Genomic DNA, 16,852 nt, shown 5'->3' on the forward strand with positions numbered 1-16,852 from the left:
CTGCTTCTTTCGGGGGGTCGCTGATGGCCGCGTCAGCGACCGGTCTTCGGGGCCTTCCAGCGGGCGATGCCGCGGGCCACGAGGTTGAGGATCATGACGAAGGCGATCAGCACCAGGGCCGCTGCCCAGGCGCGGTCGTAGGACGCGGCCTCGCCGATCTTGTACTGCTCGTAGATGTAGAACGGCAGCGAGGACTGGGCGCCGTCGAAGGGGTTCGCGTTGATCAGCTGGCTGCCGAAGACCAGCAGGATGATCGGGGCGGTCTCACCGGCGATACGGGCGATGGCGAGCATGACGCCCGTGGTGATGCCGCCGATCGCGGTCGGCAGGACCACCTTCAGGATGGTGCGCCACTTCGGGATGCCGAGGGCGAGCGACGCCTCGCGCAGCTCGTTGGGGACGAGCTTGAGCATCTCCTCGGTGGAGCGGACCACGACGGGGATCATCAGGATCGTCAGGGCGAGGGCGCCCATCAGGCCGGAGGGCTCCAGGTTGGCGATCAGCATGATCGACAGGATGAAGAGACCGGCGACGATGGACGGGATGCCCGTCATCACGTCGACGAAGAAGGTCACGGCCCTGGCCAGCGAGCCCTTGCCGTACTCCACCAGGTAGACGGCGGTCAGCAGGCCGAGCGGGGCGGAGATCACCGTGGCGATGCCGACCTGCTCCAGGGTGCCGATCAGCGCGTGGTAGACGCCGCCGCTGGCCTCGGAGCCGAGCACGCCGGCCATCGAGTGGGTGAGGAAGTAGCCGTCCAGGCGCTCCGCGCCGCGGACGATCGTCGTCCAGAGCAGCGAGGCGAGCGGGACGACGGCCAGCAGGAAGCAGACCCACATCACGCTGGTGGCGAGCCGGTCCCGGGCCTGGCGCTGGTTCTCGACGACGGTCGTGGCGACGTAGGAGATGGCCAGGAAGAACAGGGCCGAGATCAGGCCCCACTGGATGCGGCTCTCCCAGCCGGCGGCCAGGGAGAGGCCGATGCCGAGCACGGTGGCGACGGCGGCGAAGCCGAGCGGCGCGAAGCGGGGCAGGGAACGGCTGCCGAGGCTGGTCTTCGGGGAGGGCGAGGCGGGCGACGGGCGTTCCATGACGCCGGTGGGTGCGTGGCTCATGCGTTGGCCCCCGAGTACTCCTTGCGGCGGGCGATGATGAGCCGGGCCGCGCCGTTGACCAGCAGGGTGAGGACGAAGAGGACGAGACCCGAGGCGATCAGGGCGTCCCGCCCGAACGAGTCGGCCTCGCCGAACTTGGCCGCGATGTTCTGGGCGAAGGTGCCGCCGCCCGGGTTGAGCAGGTGCAGCGAGATGAGGAAGTTCGGGGAGAGGACCGTGGCGACGGCCATCGTCTCGCCGAGCGCGCGGCCGAGGCCCAGCATCGAGGCGGAGATGATGCCGGAGCGGCCGAAGGGCAGCACGGAGAGGCGGATGACCTCCCAGCGGGTGGCGCCGAGCGCGAGCGCGGCCTCCTCGTTCATCCTCGGGACCTGGAGGAAGACCTCGCGGCTGACGCTGGTCACGATCGGCAGGATCATGATCGCGAGCAGGATGCCGACGGTGAAGAGCGAGCGGGCGACGCCGACCTCGGTCTTGTCGAAGATGTACGTCCAGCCGAAGAACTGGTCGAGCCAGAGGTTGAGGCCCTCCAGGTACGGCACCAGGACGAGGGCGCCCCAGATGCCGTAGACGATGCTGGGCACGGCGGCCAGCAGGTCGACCACGTACGCGATCGGGGCGGCCAGCTTGCGCGGCGCGTAGTGCGAGATGAACAGGGCGATGCCGACAGCGATCGGAACCGCGATGACCATCGCGATGATCGAGCTGACGATCGTGCCGAAGAGCAGGACGGCGATGCCGAAGACCGGGGGGTCGCCGGCCGGGTTCCAGTCGAAGGTGGTGAGGAAGTTGCCCTCGTTCTTCGAGATGGCGATCACTGAGCGGTAGGTGAGGAACGCGGCGATCGACGCCATGATCACGAGCAGCAGGATGCCCGAGCCGCGGGAGAGGCCCAGGAAGATCTTGTCGCCCATGCGCCCGGTGGACTTGGGGAGTCCGGTTGGTTCGGGCGGGGCCGGCGAGGCCGGCGGCATGTCTATGGGTGTGGTGGAAGCCATGGTCTTTCCGGTCTGTGTGGGGGAGCCGTGGCTCCCCTGGCGGCGGTGCACCGGATGGTCGGGGCGGCCGGGTCCGGGTGGGTGCCCGGCCGCCCCGGGGTGTTACGAGAGGGAGCCGATGGTCTCGCGGACCTTCGCGTTGATCTCGGCCGGGATCGGGGCGTAGCCGGCGTCGGTCAGGATCTTCTGGCCGTCGTCGGAGGCGGTGTAGGAGAGGAAGGACTTGACGGTGTCGAGCGTCTCGGGCTTGTTGCCGGTGTCGCAGACGACCTCGTACGTCACCAGGACCAGCGGGTAGGCGCCCTCGGCCTTGGTGGTGTAGTCCAGCTCCAGGGCCAGGTCCTTGCCGGTGCCCTTGATCTTCGCGGCGGCGATGGCCTTGGAGGCGTTCTCCGAGGTGGCCTGGACCGGGGCGGAGCCACCGGTGTTGATGTCCACGGTGGAGATGCCCTGGGACTTGGCGTAGGAGAGCTCGAAGTAGCCGATCGCGCCGTCGACCTGCTTCACCTGGGCGGCGATGCCGGACGAACCGGAGGCGGCCTGGCCGCCTGGGGCGGGCCACTTCTTCTCGGCCTCGTACTTCCACTCGCTCGGAGCGGCGGCGCCGAGGTACTTGCCGAGGTTCTGCGTGGTGCCGGAGTCCTCGGAGCGGTGGAAGGCCTGGATGGCCTTGTCCGGCAGGTCGACGCCCTCGTTCAGCTTGGCGATCGCCGGGTCGTTCCACTTCTTGATCTTCGTGTCGAAGATCTTGGCGAGGGTCGGGGCGTCCAGCACCAGCTTGTCGACGCCCTCCAGGTGGTAGCCGACCGCGACCGGGCCGCCGACCATCGGCAGGTTGATGCCCTGGCCGGACTTGCACATCTTCTTCGACTCGGCGACCTCTTCCGGCTTCAGCGCGGAGTCGGAGCCGGCGAAGCCGACGGTGCCCTGGTTGAAGGCGACGATGCCCTCGCCGGAGGAGGACGAGTTGTAGTTGATCTCCACGCCGGAACAGGCGGCCATGTAGTTCTTGACCCAGAGGTCCATGGCGTTCTTCTGCGCGCTGGAGCCGGACGCGCGCAGCTGGCCCTCGGCCTTGCCGCAGTCGACGTTCGACGCGGCGGTCGTCTTCTCGCCGGTGCCGGACGCGCTGCCGCCCGTGTTGTCGTCCGAACCGCACGCCGTGAGGACCAGGGCGCCGGAGACGGCGAGGGCACCGAGCGCGGTGGCACGAAGCCGGTTCTTGCGCTGAAGCTTCACTTTCGGGTGTTCCTTCCAGGAGCCGCCGTGGTCATCTCGTTCTACGACGGCGTGCGATGGGGAGGCGTGCTGCGGCTTGCCGCCGTGCACCTTGTACGTCCGAAATTAGGCAGAACAGGTGAAGCCGTCGACGGGGGAGAGTGAACGGCAGGTGAACCGTGTCCGGCAGGCGGGTGCGGGCGGGTCCGCGGCGCTGGTCAGGACGCGGGCAGAACGTCCAGCAGCGCGGTCAGCTGCCGCACGTCACGGGGCTGGGTGAGCCGGGCGCGGGCGGCATCGGGAGTCAGCCACAGAATCCGGTCGACCTCGTCGTTGGCGGAGAACGAGCCGCCCGTGGCCTCGGCCGCCCAGTAGTCGACGATCTTGGGGCGGCCGTCCACCACGTAGTGCGCGCTGGGCAGGCGGGCGCCCGGGGCGCAGTGGTGCCCGGTCTCCTCCAGCACCTCCCGTACGGCGGCGGCCAGCGGCTCCTCGTGGCGCTTGAGCTTGCCCTTCGGGAAGGAGAGATCGCCGTACTTCGGGCGGTGCACCAGGCACACCTCCACGCCGCCGCCCGGTCCGCGCCGCCACAGCACGCAGCCCGCGGCGCGGATCACGGGCTCCCGGGGGTCGCCGCTCACGAGGCCGTCAGGGCCGTGGCGTACGGCCAGGTCTCGCGGAAACGCGACCGCGCCGCCTCCACCTCGTGGCGCTGGTCCGCGTGGAGCACGCCCAGCGCGTACGCCGTGGCCGGGGCGATCCGCGGGGTGCGGGCCGCCGCTGCCGCCGCCGCGGCCGCCTCCACCGCGTCCCGGTGCAGGTCGAGGGCGTGCCCGCAGGCGGCGAGGGCCGGGGCGGCCGCGCCGAGGACGACCTCGTGGGCGTACCGGTGGAGCCGCAGCAGCAGACGGGCCTGGTGCCACGCCGCGTCCTGCGCCTCGTTGTACGGCTCCGAGTCGGCGGGCGGGAGGGCCGCCACCGCGGCGAGGAGGCGTTGCTCGGCGTGTTCGGCGGGTTCCAGGAGGGCCTCGGCGGTCCGGGCCGAGGTGCCGGGGGCCAGCGGTACGTCGGAGGCCAGGAGCGCGACGGCGTCGGCGACCGCGTGGAACCGGGAGGAGCCGAGCGCCTGGAGGGCCGCGGAGTGCGACCGGGTCCGGGCGAGGGTGAGGCGGCGTTCCAGCAGTGCCCCGGCGCGCGCGGCCCCGACCCCGAGGGCGGCGCGGCCCTGGGCGTCGGACGCGGCACTGTCCCCGGTGGCCCTCGCGCCCCGGGCGGCGGGGAGGGCGGGGCCGGAGAGCTGGTGCAGGGCCTCGACGAGCCGGGCGAGGCGGCCCGCGTAGGCGTGTTCCCGGGCGAGTACGCCGGAGAGCCAGGACAGCTCGGCGCGGAGCTGGTCGGCCCAGTGCGGGTCGAGGGCGACCCGGAAGGTGTGCAGCGAGCCGCTGATCCGGCGGGCCGCGCGGCGCAGGGCCCGGGTGGCGGCCGCGGCGTCGTGGCCGCCGGATTCGGCGGGCGCGCTGTGCTCGTGGTGCAGGCGCAGGCTGCGCAGGAAGTCGGCGGCCTGCCCGCGCAGGTAGGGCGCGAGGGCCGCTTCCGTGGTCGGGTCCCCGGCTGGGTGCACCGGAGCGGTGCGGGCTGTGGAGGGGCCGGTTCTGGCGGTGCTGCCCCGCTCTGCGGCCCCGTCCCGCGACGTGCCCGGCGCTGCCCCGTCCGGCGGGGTGCCCACCGGGGCGCCGGTGGCGTCCGTACCGGTCCCCGGGGCGTGATCCGCCGCGGGCCGGGTCGTCGTCTGCTGGTCAGGGCGTCGCACGCCTGCGCCTCCGGGCGTCGATGAGCATTTCCTGGACGTGCCGCAGCGGCTGGCCGTCCGCGTCCGTCGCGTGCCGGGTCCAGTCCCCGTCGGGGCCCAGGTGCCAGGAGGACGTCGTGTCGGCCATACCGGTCTCCAGGAGTCGGCTGAGTGCGGCGCGGTGGGCGGGGTCGGTGACCCGGACCAGGGCTTCGATCCGGCGGTCGAGGTTGCGGTGCATCATGTCGGCGCTGCCGAACCACACCTCGGGCTCGCCGCCGTTGCCGAAGGCGAAGACGCGGGAGTGTTCGAGGAAGCGGCCGAGTATGGAGCGGACCCGGATGTTCTCGGAGAGCCCGGTGACGCCGGGGCGGATCGCGCAGATCCCGCGCACCCAGATGTCGACGGGGACGCCCGCCTGGGCCGCCCGGTAGCAGGCGTCGATGATCGCTTCGTCGACCATCGAGTTGACCTTGAACCGGACATGGGCGGGGCGGCCGGCCCGGTGGTGGGCGATCTCCTTGTTGATCCGGGCGATCAGCCCGTCGCGCAGGGACTTCGGCGCGACCAGGAGGCGGCGGTAGGTCTCGCGGCGGGAGTAGCCGGAGAGCCGGTTGAACAGGTCGGAGAGGTCAGCCCCGACCTGCGGGTCCGCCGTGAGCAGGCCGAGGTCCTCGTACAGCCGGGCCGTCTTGGGGTGGTAGTTGCCGGTGCCCACGTGGGAGTAGCGGCGCAGCGTGTCGCCCTCCTGGCGGACGACGAGCGAGAGCTTGCAGTGGGTCTTCAGCCCGACGAGCCCGTAGACGACGTGGCAGCCCGCCTCCTCCAGCTTGCGGGCCCACTTGATGTTGGCCTGTTCGTCGAAGCGGGCCTTGATCTCGACGAGGACGAGGACCTGCTTGCCGGACTCGGCGGCGTCGATGAGGGCGTCCACTATCGGGGAGTCGCCCGAGGTGCGGTACAGCGTCTGCTTGATGGCCAGCACGTCCGGGTCGCCCGCCGCCTGCTCCAGGAACGCCTGGACGGAGGTGGAGAACGAGTCGTACGGGTGGTGGAGCAGCACGTCCCGCTCGCGCAGGGCGGCGAAGATGTCGGGCGCGGACGCGGACTCCACCTCCGCGAGGTCCCGGTGGGTGCCCGCGACGAACTTCGGGTACTTCAGCTCCGGCCGGTCCAGCGAGGCGATCGCGAACAGCCCGGTCAGGTCGAGCGGGCCGGGCAGCGGGTAGACCTCCGCGTCGGACACCTTCAGCTCGCGGACCAGCAGATCGAGCACGTACGGGTCGATGGACTCCTCGACCTCCAGCCGGACCGGCGGGCCGAAGCGGCGGCGCATGAGCTCCTTCTCCAGCGCCTGGAGCAGGTTCTCCGCGTCGTCCTCCTCGACCTCCAGGTCCTCGTTCCTGGTCACGCGGAACATGTGGTGCCCCAGCACCTCCATCCCCGGGAACAGCTCTTCCAGGTGCGCCGCGATGATGTCCTCGATGGGCACGTACCGCTGGGGCGAGGCCTCCAGGAAGCGGGTCAGCAGCGGCGGGACCTTGACCCGGGCGAAGTGCCGGTGGCCGCTGACCGGGTTGCGGACGACGACGGCGAGGTTGAGGGAGAGCCCGGAGATGTACGGGAAGGGGTGCGCGGGGTCGACGGCCAGCGGGGTCAGCACCGGGAAGACGCGCTGCCGGAAGAAGGTGAACAGGCGGGCCTGCTCCTTCTCGGTGAGGTCCGGCCAGCGGATCAGCTGGATGCCCTCGTCGGACAGGTCGGGGGCGATGTCCTGCTGGAAGCAGGCGGCGTGCCGGGCCATGAGCTCGCGCGAGCGGGTCCAGATGAGGTCCAGGACCTCGCGGGGCTGGAGACCGGAGGCGGAGCGGGTGGCGACGCCGGTGGCGATGCGGCGCTTGAGGCCGGCCACCCGGACCATGAAGAACTCGTCCAGGTTCGAGGCGAAGATGGCGAGGAAGTTGGCCCGCTCCAGGATGGGCGTGGACGGGTCCTCGGCCAGCTCCAGGACCCGTTCGTTGAACGCGAGCCAGCTGCGTTCGCGGTCCAGGAAGCGCCCCTGGGGCAGTTCGTCGCCGTCCCGGTCGGGCTCGTAGGCGTCCGCGTCGGCGTCGAGGTCGGGATCCAGGCCGACGGCGGTGGAGAAGCCGGCCCCGTGGGACGCGGCGGTGGCGTGCGGCCGGTGCGCGGCGAGCGAGCCGACGGACGGCTGGGCGGCGGGCTGGACGGGGACCTCGGAGCTGGGCTGCTGGCTCATGGACCTATTGTTCCGCGCGGAGCGCCCCTCAGGCGCGTCGGAGCCCTGAAAGATCGCGGAAGGCCCGGGGAACCCCGGGTCACGGGCTCTTCCGTTGCGGCGGGGGGCGGGCACAGCTGGCTGCATCCCGCGAGGGTCGCAAGAGCGTCTGAATGGCCGGTAACGGCGACATGACGTCCAGGAAGCGGTGTGCCTGCGGGTGGGCCTCGCGGTCACTGTACGTGTTCGGCGCGGCCGGCCGGGCGGTGGGCCGATGGAGGCGTACGCCGTCCGGGCCCACCCCTCGCGGGGCCCGGACGGCGGGTTTCCGGCAGGTGTGCGCTCAGCCGTGCAGGCGGCGCAGCACCCGGAAGGCGGCGAACACGGCGAGGGCGGCGAGGGCGAGGAGGATGCCGGTCTCGACGAGCTGGAGGGGCCAGTAGTGGGAGGCGGGGTGGTGGTCGAGGTAGCCGTGGTCCACGCCGTGCTCCGGCAGGCAGACTTCCGGGTCGGCGGAGGTGTGGGCGCAGATGTCGGCGGGCAGCACCGTGCCTCGGTTCGTCACCCAGCCCCACTCGACGATGGCGGCCCCGTCGGGCCAGACGTAGTCGTCACCCAGGGTGAAGGTGTCCCTCGCGGTCGGCCACAAGCGGTCGCGCAGCACGCCCAGGAACACCGTCACCAGTCCGGAGACGAGAAGGCCTGCCGCCATCGCGGGAACCGTGCGCCGCAGTGTCAGGCCGGCGAGGACACCGAGCGCGAGGCTCATCAGAGCACCGGCGGCCGGAACCGTTCCCGAGGCCCCGAAGACCGATATGTCGTGCCAGATGGCCGGGTACGGGTTCCCCAGCCTGCCTCGGGACCAGCTGAGGACGGCGGACAGCACGGTGATCCCGCAGACCACCAGCACGGCGGGCACGGCGAGCCGCGCCGTCAGCCACGCGGCGGGCGGGGACGATTGGGTCCAGGACAGCTTGACGTGGTTGCTCTCCCACTCCCTGGCAACCATCGGGCCCGCGGCGAAGGCCCCGACGACGGCGGGCAGCGCGATGAGGGCCAGCCCCGTGTCCGTCAGCAGCCGGCTGAGGTCGAGCATCCGGTCGGAGTAGTCGCGCGCCGGCTGGAAGCAGGCATCGACGGTGCTGCTCAGGGTGCATCCGGTGCCGGCGAAGTCCCCGGACACCTGGTCCGCCCGGAGCGCCACGGCGATCATGCCGATGACCGCGGCGGCTGCGACGGCCCCGGCGACCCACAGGGTCCGCCGGTGTACGCGCAGCAGCACGCGGGACGGCCCCCGCAGTGTGCGGACGTTCGCGAGCGTGCTCACGCCGAAGCCACCTCCCCCCGCACCCCGGCCGACGCGCTCGGCGTCAGCAGCGGCGGCGCGTCCGGGGAGCGCAGGTGGGCGAGCAGCAGCTCCTCCAGGGAAGGCTGGGTGACGGCCCAGGCGGCGGTGTCCACGGGGCCCTCCTTCCTGACGAGCGCGGTGAGCTGACGCCCCGTCGTACGGGATTCGATGACGGTGTGCGGGGCCAGGTCGCGGGCCCGGCCGGTGAGCAGGGCGTGGGCGTCGACGATGTCCTCGGCCTCGCCGCCGAGCCGGACGCGGCCGCCGTCGACGAACAGGAGGTAGTCGCAGGCGCCCTCCAGCTCGGTGAGGATGTGCGAGGACATCACGATCGTGGTGCCGCGTTCGGCGGTCTCCGCCATCAGCACGCCCATCAGGTCGTGCCGGGCCAGGGGGTCGAGGTCGGCCATCGGCTCGTCCAGCAGCATCAGTTCGGGCCGCTTGCCGAGTGCGAGGGCCAGCGCGAGCCGCGTGCGCTGCCCGCCGGAGAGCGTACGGACGCGGGCGCGGGCCGGCAGCGCCCCCGCGATCCGGTCGGCGGTGGCGCGGTCCCAGCGCCCGGGGTTCAGCTCCGCGCCGGCCCACAGCGTGTCCGCGACGGTGAGCTGCGGGTACAGCGGCTTGTCCTGGGCGACGAAGGCGATCCGGTCGCGTACGGCGGCGGGATCGGTGGAGCCGAGCACGGCGAGGGACCCGGCGCCGGGGCGGTCCAGGCCGGCCGCCAGGTTCAGCAGGGTCGACTTCCCGGCACCGTTGGGACCGACGAGGGCGCAGACGCGCCCCTCGGGCAGCCGGAACGAGCAGTCGTGCAGGGCGCGGTGGCCGCCGCCCCTGCGCCCGTAGGTCTTTCCGAGGCCGTGTGCCTCGATCGCGACGCCGGTCATCGTTCTTGGTCCCCCTTGTGCGAACGGTCCACGGTGTCCGCGCCGTTCGTGCTGTACGTGCTGTCCACTACGGCGGTGAAGAGTGCGCCGACGTCGTCCCTCTCCAGCCCGGCCGCCCGCGCCCGGCGGGCCCAGTCGGCGAGTTCGGTGCGCAGGGGGGCGTCGGCGGCGGTCGCGTCGGGCGCGCCGCCCAGTGTCCGGCGGACGAAGGTGCCGAGCCCCCGGCGGGCCTCGACGAGCCCTTCGCGCTCCAGCTCCCGGTAGGCCTTGAGGACGGTGTTCGGGTTGATCGCGGTGGCTTCCACGACCTCGCGGGCGGTCGGCAGCCGGTCGCCCGGTTCGAGTACGCCCAGGCGCAGGGCCTGCTTCGTCTGCTGGACGATCTGGAGGTAGGTGGCGACACCGCTGCGCCGGTCGATACGGAACTCGACCGCTGCGGGCTCGGCTGCCATGCGCAGAACCACCCTTTCACTAATTGAGTAGTGAAAGGGTGGTGCAAAGAAGGGGCGGCGTCAAGTGGCGCCGCCCCTGCCCTGACTGACGGAGTGTTCAGGACTCCGTGCGGTACATCAGGTCCACCTCGTGCGTGGTGAAACCGATGCGCTCGTACACCGTCACGGCCGCCGTGTTGTCCGCGTCCACGTAGAGCATCGCGGTGGGCAGCGCCTCGGCGGCCAGGTGGTGCAGGCCGATCGAGGTCAGCGCCTTGCCGAGGCCGCCGCCCTGGGCCTCGGGCAGGACCCCGACGACGTACACCTCGCCGACCTGTTCCTCGGCGTGCACCTTCGTCCAGTGGAAGCCGACGATCTCCCCGTCCCGCTCGGCCAGGAAGAAGCCCTTCGGGTCGAACCAGGGCTCCGCCTTGCGGTCGTCCAGGTCCTGCTGGGTCAGCGACCCCTGCTCCGGGTGATGGGCGAACGCCGCGCGGTTCACGGCCAGCCAGGCGGCGTCGTCCCGCCCCGGCTCGAAGGTCCGTACGGTGACGCCCTCGGGCAGGACCGGCTCGGCCAGGTCGAGCGGGATCAGGCTCCGCCGCAGCTGGCGCAGTTCGCGGAAGAGGGAGAGGCCGAGCACCTGGGCGAGGTGGCGGGCCGCGGAGGTGCCGCCGTGCGCCCAGACCCGCAGCCGCTTGCCGGTCGCGGCGAGGAGGGCGGCGCCGAGCGCCCGGCCGTGTCCGCTGCCGCGCCGGTCGGGGTGGACGACCAGCTCGGCGGCCGGGGCCTCGACCGGGTCGGTGTCCTCCAGCTGGGCGTATCCGGCGAGCGTGCCGTCGACGGTGAGCAGGAAGTGCCGTACGCCGTCGCGGTGTCCGCCCCGGATCCGGAGCCTTCCCTGCTCGGAGACCGCCTGCCGGCCGTCGGACGCGGCCGCGTCGGCGAGCAGCGTGAGGACGGCCTCGGCCTGTGCGGGGTCGAGCGCGTCGAGGGCCTGAATCTCGCGTCCGGGAGCGGGGAGGGGTGCGTCAGTCGTCATGCCTGAGAGCGTACGGCGAGGGCGCGCCCGGTGACGGCGCGGCGGGGCGGGTGCACGGCCGGGGGCGTCTGCGGCGGGGCGGGTGCGCGGCCGGGGGCCTCCGCGGCGGGGAGTTCGGCCCGCCGAGCGCCACCGGGGCGCGCGGGAGCCGTCGCACAGCAGCCGTCGCGGAAGAGTCATCGCCGAAGAGCCGTCGCGGAAGGGCCGTATGGAGCCATGTGGCCGGATGGCAACCAGTCCGTAACCCCGAACACCTGTTGCGCTACGCGCGTTGACTCTAGGCTGCGGCACGCAGGATGCAGTCGTGTGAAACCAGTGACACGACCGGCTGATGACCACTGACACCACAAGGGGACCGATGTCAGCGACTCCACAGAAGAAGCGCGCGTCCCGGCGGATGCTCGCCGCCGCGGCCGGTCTGGCCACCGTGGGCGCGCTCGTCGCCGCGATGCCGGCCGGGGCCCAGGACCGGGGCCACGGGCACGGGCACGGACAGGGGCACGGCCACAAGCCCCGTACCGTCGACGTGCAGTTGCTGTCGTTCAACGACCTGCACGGCAACCTGGAGCCGCCGGCCGGTTCGGCGGGCAACGTCTCCGAGAAGCAGCCCGACGGCACGGTGAAGGCCATTCCGGCCGGTGGCGTCGAGTACCTGGCGACCTCGCTGCGCACCGCGCGCAAGGGCAACCCGTACTCCGTCACGGCGGCCGGCGGTGACATGGTCGGCGCGAGTCCGCTGCTGTCGGGCCTCTTCCACGACGAGCCGACGATCGAGGCGCTGAACAAGCTCGACCTGGACGTCACGGCGGTCGGCAACCACGAGTTCGACGAGGGCGCCAAGGAACTGGCCCGCCTCCAGAACGGCGGCTGCCACCCGGTCGAAGGCTGCTACGAGAAGGGCAAGAAGTTCCGGGGAGCGGACTTCCCCTACCTCGCGGCCAACGTGACCAAGGAGAAGACCGGCAAGCCGCTGCTGAAGCCGTACACCGTCTGGAAGAAGAACGGCGTCAAGATCGGCTTCATCGGTGTGACCCTGGAGGGGACGCCGGACATCGTCACCGCCGAGGGCGTCAAGGGCCTGAAGTTCCACGACGAGGTCGAGACGATCAACAAGTACGCGCGCGAGCTGGACCGCAAGGGCGTCAAGTCCATCGTGGCCCTGATCCACGAGGGCGGGGCCCCGGCCTCCACCGCGTACAACTACGACTGCGACAGCCCCGGCGCGGGCGACGGTATCTCCGGCCCGATCGTGGACATCGCCAAGGGCATCACGCCGAAGGTCGACGCCCTGGTCACCGGCCACACCCACCAGGCGTACGTCTGCACGATCCCGGACCCGTCCGGCAAGCCGCGCATGGTCACGTCGGCCTCGTCCTTCGGCAAGCTCTACACGGACACCACGCTCACCTACGACCGCCGCACCAAGGACATCGTCCGTACGTCGGTGAAGTCCGCGAACCACGTGGTGACCCGGGACCAGCCCAAGGCCCCCGACATGACCCGACTGATCGACCGCTGGAACAAGCTGGCGGCCCCGGTCGCGAACGCGCCCCAGGGCTACATCAGCGCCGACATCAACGGCCGCGGCTCCACGGCCCCCGAGAAGCCCCTCGGCAACGTCATCGCCGACGCCCAGCTCGAAGGACTCGCCCCGGCCGACAAGGGCGGCGCGGAAGTCGCGTTCATGAACCCGGGCGGTATCCGCGCGGACCTGGTGTACAAGGCGTCCGGCGGTGAGGGCGACGGGGTCGTCACCTACGGCGAGGCGTTCACCGTGCAGCCGTTCACCAACATGATGAACGTCGTCGACCTGACCGGCGCGCAGCTGATCACCGCCCTCCAGCAGCAGGTCAGCGGCAGCAACGAGGCCAGCCCGAAGATCCTCCAGGTCTCCGAGGGCCTCACGTACACCCTCGACCTGACGAAGACCGGCGCGGACCGCGTGGTCGCCGACACCATCGAGCTGAACGGCGAGGCGATCGACCCGGCGCGTTCCTACCGTGTCGCGATGAACGAGTTCCTCGCGGGCGGCGGCGACGGCTTCTCGGTCCTCGGCCAGGGCACGAACAAGCTGGTCGGCCCGTCCGACCTGGACCTGTTCAACGCCTACCTGGCGGCCCACTCGACGGCCGACGCCCCGCTGGCCCCGCCGGCGACGGGCCGGATCACGGTCGTCCAGTAGCAGGAGTCCGAGGTACGGGAGGGGCGGCGGGCCTGCGGGCCGGTCGCCCCTTTCCTGTGGGCGCACGGCGCAGTGCCGGAGTGCCGGAGTGCCTGCTTTCCGGAGTGCCTGCCCGGCGGATCAGGCCGCGGTGTGGACGTCCGCGCCCCGGTGCTCGCGGGTTTCGCGGCAGTCGCGGCAGTGGCCGGGGGCGGGGGAGCGGAAGGCGCGGTCGCAGTCGTCGCAGGTCTGGAAGGGTGTGACGACGACGCGGGGCCGGGCGGGGACGACGAGGTCGCACGCCCCGGGGAGCGGCGGGGGCAGCAGAGCGGTCAGCCGGTGCCGGAGAAGTTTGACGGGATGACGCAGGGGCCGGGGCAGGTCGTCGGTGAGCGTGCGGCGGATGGCGTCCGGGTGAGCTTCGCGTTCGAGCCAGGCGGCGACCGCGGGGGCGAGCTGACGGATGTCGCCCTCGGAGAGGGTGAACCGGGGTGCGTGACTGCGTAGATCGCTCAGGAGCGCGGTGGCGGCGCGGTCGAGCTCAGTGGTGGGGGTGCCGGGCCGGGGGAGAGGGCGACGCGGCGGCTTGGGGGCGGTCGGGGGCGGGACGAGGGGCACGGAGGGCGGGGCGGGCGGCGGCGGTTGCACGGGCAGGGCGAGGGGGGCCCGGGGCGGAAGCGGAGCAGCGGGCGGTACGGGCGCGGGCGCGGGCATCTGCCCGGGTGCGGGTGCCGAGATCTGCTCGGGTGCGGGTGCGGGTGCGGGTGCGGGTGCGGGTGCGGGCGTTGGCGCGGGTGCTGGTGCGTATGCCGTTGCCGATGCGGGTTCGGGTGCCGTCGATGCGGGTCGGGGGCAGGGGTGTGGGTGTGGCTGTGCTGCCGGGTGGTGGGGGTGTGGGAGAGCGGTGGGTTGGTTGCAGAAGACGGTGCGGGTGATGACTTTCCTGTCGGTGAGCCGGTGTCGGATGCGTTGGAGGTAGCCGTGGGCTTCGAGTTCGCGGAGGGCGGCGGCGATGCGTTTCTCGCCTTCGCGGCAGCGGGCGGCGAGTGCCTTGATGCTGACTTCGGTTCCCTGGGGCAGGGACTGGATGAGTACGGCGATCCCGATGGCGGTGCAGCTGAGGTCGGGGTGCTGGGCGAGGTGGTTGCCGACGACGGTGAAGCGGTCGGTGTGCGGGATGACGACGTGGATGACGCCACGGGTGGGGAGAGGTCCGGGAACCTCTGCCAGGGCGCGGGTCAGGGCAGTATTCTGCTGGGTATCCATCGGGGAAGTCCGTTCTTCCTTGTTGGCCAGGCCCTCGATCGGGATTGCAGTCCCGGCCGGGGGCCGAAGTGTGTCGGTTGCGGTCTGGCGTGAGCATATGCCGGGCAACCTGCTGAAAAGCGAGCTGAGTTGGGAAATGTCACCCGTGCGAGTGACGAAGCCCGCGCAGGCTGCCGGACCCGCCCGGGAGCCCTGGGACGCGTCAGGTTCCCACCGGGTCGGGTGGGGTGGGGTTGGGTTCTTTCTTTGGTTCTTTGGGTAGTTGACGTCGCGCCGCCGTGGGTCGCGCCGGCGCACGACCCGGTGGGGCCGTCCCGGATCGCGCCCGCGCGCGACCCGGCCGGGGGCTTCCCGGGGCTTCCCAGGGTCTTTCGGGGCTTCCGCGGGCTTTTCGTGGCCCGCCCCGGATCGTGCGCCGACGCGACCCGGTGCCGGTCCGGGCCGGGCCTCTGCGAGCATGCGGGTATGAAGATCTCCGCGGTGCTCTTCGATGTGGACGGGGTCCTGCTGGACTCGGCGGGCGCGCACCGCAGGGTCTGGGACGCGTGGTCGGTGGCGCGGGGCCTGGACCCGGAGAAGGTGTGGGAGCTGACCTTCGGGCGGCGTCCTGAGGACACGGTCGGGGACGTGGCCGCCCACCTGGACCCGGCGGCCGAACGGCCTTCCTGCCGAACGAGGAGTACCTGACGAACTCGGGCCGGACCTTCGACGGGACCGGCCTTCTGCCGCACCTGACCGAACCGGTCTTCACGAAGGACGAGTTCGACGGGAAGAAGGACTCGGCGTTCGACCGGGCCGTGAACGTCCTGCGGAACCACGGCGGTGCAGAGGAGGGGCTGACCTGAGAACCATGAGAGCGGCAGCCCACCTTCTGACCAAGGGGGAGGGGGCGGGGCCCGCGCAGGACCCCGCCCCCTCACCGCCCTCGTGCGGTGTTCGCGATCAGGCGTCCGAGCCCGTCTTCCGGCGGCGGACGACGAAGACCGCCGCCGCGCCGAGCAGCACGGCCGCACCGCCCGCGAGAGCGATCGACGTGGTGGCGGAGGACGAACCCGTGGCGGCGAGGCTGCCGTTGCTACCGGTGGTCGCCGGGGTGCCGGAGGACGAGCCCTGCGGGGTGGTGCCGGTGTTGCCGGTGCTGGGCTTCGTGGTCGTGGAGGGCTTGGCGTCCTCCGTCTTACCGGGCTTGCTGCCGGCGGCCTTGACGTCGAACTCGTACATGTCCAGGTCGGGCGATCCGCCGCAGGTGCCGTCCTCGTTGAAGAAGTCGGCGGCGATGAACGCGACGCCGTTGCCGGCCGGCGTTGCCTTGTCGAGGGTGAGGCGCATCTTCACATCGGCGTGCGCGCCGGGCTTCAGCGCGCCCACGCCGTCGATGTAGTCGTCCGCGTCGACGTTCTGCCACTTCGGGGCGGACTTGGTGGACCACTGGAGGCGGAAGAACTTGCCCGTGTCCTTGAGGCCGGTCCTGTCGGTCGCGTGGACCGAGGCGAATGCGAAGACCTCGTCCATGTGCCGGTCGGAACCGTTGGTCACCCGGAGGGAGAAGTCGGTGGTCGTCCCCGCGACGAGCTTGTCCGGCAGGCCGGTCACCTCGGAGGTGAGGTCGAGCTCGGGCTCGCAGTCCCCGCCCTCCTCGCCCTCTTCGGCCTCCTTGATGGCCTTGGCCAGCGCTGCGTCGGCCGCGACCTTCACGGCGAGCGCGTCGTCCGCCGCCTTGGCGAGCACGTTCTGGGCGCGGAGCGCCGCGATCCGTGCGTCGTGGACCTTGTCCCTGGCCTCGGTGGCGGCGGTGTCGGCGGCGGTCTTGGTGGTGGCGGCCGTCGCCGCGGTCGCCTCGGCCTCGGAGAGTGCGGTCTCGGCCGCGGCCCTCTCCTCCTTCGTGGCGGTCTCGGACAGGGCGTCGAGGGCGGCCTTCGCGTCGGTGACGGCCTGGTCGGCGGCGGTCTTCGCGGCGGCGGCGTCCTTGGCGGCCTGCTGGGCGGCGGCGGAGGCCACCGCGAGGGGGTGGGTGCCGCCGTCCTCGAGAGCCTTGAGCGTCTTCTCCAGCTCGGCGTACCCGGCGGCCTTCGCCCGGGTGGCCTCGTCGTACGCCTTCTGCGCCTCGGCGGCCGCCTTCTCCAGTTCCTCGACGGTCTGCTTGCTCTGCCGGTCCTGCGTCTGCGCCGCCGGCTTGGCGTCGGCGTACGCGGGGCTCACGGAGAGCAGCGCGGCGGGGGTGGTCACGGCGAGGGCGACAGCGGTGGCGAGTACGCGGCGAATCTTCACAGGGTCCCTTGGGTCGGCTCCGGAAGGAGGTGGAGCGGCGGTGGCCGGCGGTCAGTGCGCGGGCACCGAGAGAGACGGCTGCCTCGGCGGTGTGGA

At 72.0% G+C, this 16,852-nt stretch carries 14 protein-coding genes and 1 pseudogene; 3 read left to right on the forward strand and 12 right to left on the reverse strand.

Going from position 1 to position 16,852, the window contains the following annotated elements:
* Window positions 1–32: 32 nt before the first annotated feature.
* The 10 genes from pstA to mshD form a co-directional block, all read right to left on the reverse strand.
* Entirely contained in the window at window positions 33–1,115 is a 1,083-nt protein-coding gene (gene pstA / locus KME66_RS18135) for a phosphate ABC transporter permease PstA (RefSeq protein WP_073226254.1), read from the reverse strand.
* Window positions 1,112–2,113 (reverse strand): phosphate ABC transporter permease subunit PstC, encoded by a 1,002-nt coding sequence (gene pstC, locus KME66_RS18140; protein WP_216323752.1) that lies wholly within the window; start codon window positions 2,111–2,113, stop codon window positions 1,112–1,114. Before pstC ends, pstA begins: the two co-directional genes overlap by 4 nt.
* Window positions 2,114–2,215: 102 nt before the next feature.
* Window positions 2,216–3,352: a phosphate ABC transporter substrate-binding protein PstS gene (gene pstS / locus KME66_RS18145; protein WP_073226247.1), complete on the reverse strand. Its 1,137-nt coding sequence runs from the start codon at window positions 3,350–3,352 to the stop codon at window positions 2,216–2,218.
* A gap of 197 nt (window positions 3,353–3,549) precedes the next feature.
* Entirely contained in the window at window positions 3,550–3,972 is a 423-nt protein-coding gene (locus KME66_RS18150; protein WP_216323755.1) for an NUDIX hydrolase, read from the reverse strand.
* Window positions 3,969–5,141 (reverse strand): CHAD domain-containing protein, encoded by a 1,173-nt coding sequence (locus tag KME66_RS18155; protein WP_216323758.1) that lies wholly within the window; start codon window positions 5,139–5,141, stop codon window positions 3,969–3,971. The genes KME66_RS18150 and KME66_RS18155 overlap by 4 nt, the downstream gene beginning before the upstream one ends.
* Window positions 5,128–7,377, reverse strand: a complete 2,250-nt coding sequence (locus KME66_RS18160) for an RNA degradosome polyphosphate kinase (RefSeq protein WP_216323761.1) — start codon at window positions 7,375–7,377, stop codon at window positions 5,128–5,130. The genes KME66_RS18155 and KME66_RS18160 overlap by 14 nt, the downstream gene beginning before the upstream one ends.
* A 322-nt stretch (window positions 7,378–7,699) precedes the next feature.
* Window positions 7,700–8,683 carry a hypothetical protein gene (locus tag KME66_RS18165; protein ID WP_253208390.1) on the reverse strand — a complete coding sequence of 328 codons (984 nt, stop codon included), beginning with the start codon at window positions 8,681–8,683 and terminating at the stop codon, window positions 7,700–7,702.
* Window positions 8,680–9,588 (reverse strand): ABC transporter ATP-binding protein, encoded by a 909-nt coding sequence (locus KME66_RS18170; RefSeq protein ID WP_216323763.1) that lies wholly within the window; start codon window positions 9,586–9,588, stop codon window positions 8,680–8,682. Before KME66_RS18170 ends, KME66_RS18165 begins: the two co-directional genes overlap by 4 nt.
* Entirely contained in the window at window positions 9,585–10,040 is a 456-nt protein-coding gene (locus KME66_RS18175; protein ID WP_216323766.1) for a GntR family transcriptional regulator, read from the reverse strand. Before KME66_RS18175 ends, KME66_RS18170 begins: the two co-directional genes overlap by 4 nt.
* Window positions 10,041–10,137: 97 nt before the next feature.
* Complete coding sequence (mshD, locus tag KME66_RS18180) at window positions 10,138–11,061, reverse strand: mycothiol synthase (RefSeq protein ID WP_073226223.1); 924 nt, start codon at window positions 11,059–11,061, stop codon at window positions 10,138–10,140.
* Window positions 11,062–11,419: 358 nt separating this feature from the next.
* On the opposite strand from mshD, the gene KME66_RS18185 reads away from it, so the two are divergent.
* Window positions 11,420–13,243, forward strand: coding sequence for a bifunctional UDP-sugar hydrolase/5'-nucleotidase (locus KME66_RS18185; protein ID WP_216323769.1), 1,824 nt, complete (start codon window positions 11,420–11,422; stop codon window positions 13,241–13,243).
* Window positions 13,244–13,363: 120 nt separating this feature from the next.
* Here the strand turns inward: KME66_RS18185 and KME66_RS18190 are convergent, their stop codons facing one another.
* Window positions 13,364–14,488 (reverse strand): helix-turn-helix domain-containing protein, encoded by a 1,125-nt coding sequence (locus KME66_RS18190; protein WP_216323773.1) that lies wholly within the window; start codon window positions 14,486–14,488, stop codon window positions 13,364–13,366.
* A 465-nt stretch (window positions 14,489–14,953) separates the two neighbouring features.
* On the opposite strand from KME66_RS18190, the gene KME66_RS18195 reads away from it, so the two are divergent.
* Both KME66_RS18195 and KME66_RS33990 read left to right on the forward strand, forming a co-directional pair.
* Window positions 14,954–15,175, forward strand: a complete 222-nt coding sequence (locus tag KME66_RS18195; protein ID WP_236726476.1) for a hypothetical protein — start codon at window positions 14,954–14,956, stop codon at window positions 15,173–15,175.
* Window positions 15,148–15,333, forward strand: a pseudogene (locus KME66_RS33990) (protease); the annotation flags it as partial. The gene KME66_RS18195 and the pseudogene KME66_RS33990, both read left to right, overlap by 28 nt.
* A gap of 97 nt (window positions 15,334–15,430) precedes the next feature.
* Here the strand turns inward: KME66_RS33990 and KME66_RS18200 are convergent.
* A complete protein-coding gene (locus tag KME66_RS18200) occupies window positions 15,431–16,756 on the reverse strand; it encodes an LAETG motif-containing sortase-dependent surface protein (RefSeq protein WP_216323776.1) in 1,326 nt (441 codons plus the stop codon).
* Window positions 16,757–16,852: the final 96 nt, after the last annotated feature.

It is taken from the genome of Streptomyces sp. YPW6 (assembly GCF_018866325.1).
Classification (GTDB): domain Bacteria; phylum Actinomycetota; class Actinomycetes; order Streptomycetales; family Streptomycetaceae; genus Streptomyces.

Excerpts from the sequence above, each read along its gene's own strand:
- KME66_RS18195 (WP_236726476.1), top strand. The coding sequence starts at position 14,954 with ATGAAGATCTCCGCGGTGCTCTTCGATGTGGACGGGGTCCTGCTGGAC.
- pstA (WP_073226254.1), bottom strand. The coding sequence starts at position 1,115 with ATGAGCCACGCACCCACCGGCGTCATGGAACGCCCGTCGCCCGCCTCG.
- KME66_RS18175 (WP_216323766.1), bottom strand. The coding sequence starts at position 10,040 with ATGGCAGCCGAGCCCGCAGCGGTCGAGTTCCGTATCGACCGGCGCAGC.
- mshD (WP_073226223.1), bottom strand. The coding sequence starts at position 11,061 with ATGACGACTGACGCACCCCTCCCCGCTCCCGGACGCGAGATTCAGGCC.
- KME66_RS18160 (WP_216323761.1), bottom strand. The coding sequence starts at position 7,377 with ATGAGCCAGCAGCCCAGCTCCGAGGTCCCCGTCCAGCCCGCCGCCCAG.
- KME66_RS18190 (WP_216323773.1), bottom strand. The coding sequence starts at position 14,488 with ATGGATACCCAGCAGAATACTGCCCTGACCCGCGCCCTGGCAGAGGTT.
- KME66_RS18170 (WP_216323763.1), bottom strand. The coding sequence starts at position 9,588 with ATGACCGGCGTCGCGATCGAGGCACACGGCCTCGGAAAGACCTACGGG.
- pstC (WP_216323752.1), bottom strand. The coding sequence starts at position 2,113 with ATGGCTTCCACCACACCCATAGACATGCCGCCGGCCTCGCCGGCCCCG.
- KME66_RS18185 (WP_216323769.1), top strand. The coding sequence starts at position 11,420 with ATGTCAGCGACTCCACAGAAGAAGCGCGCGTCCCGGCGGATGCTCGCC.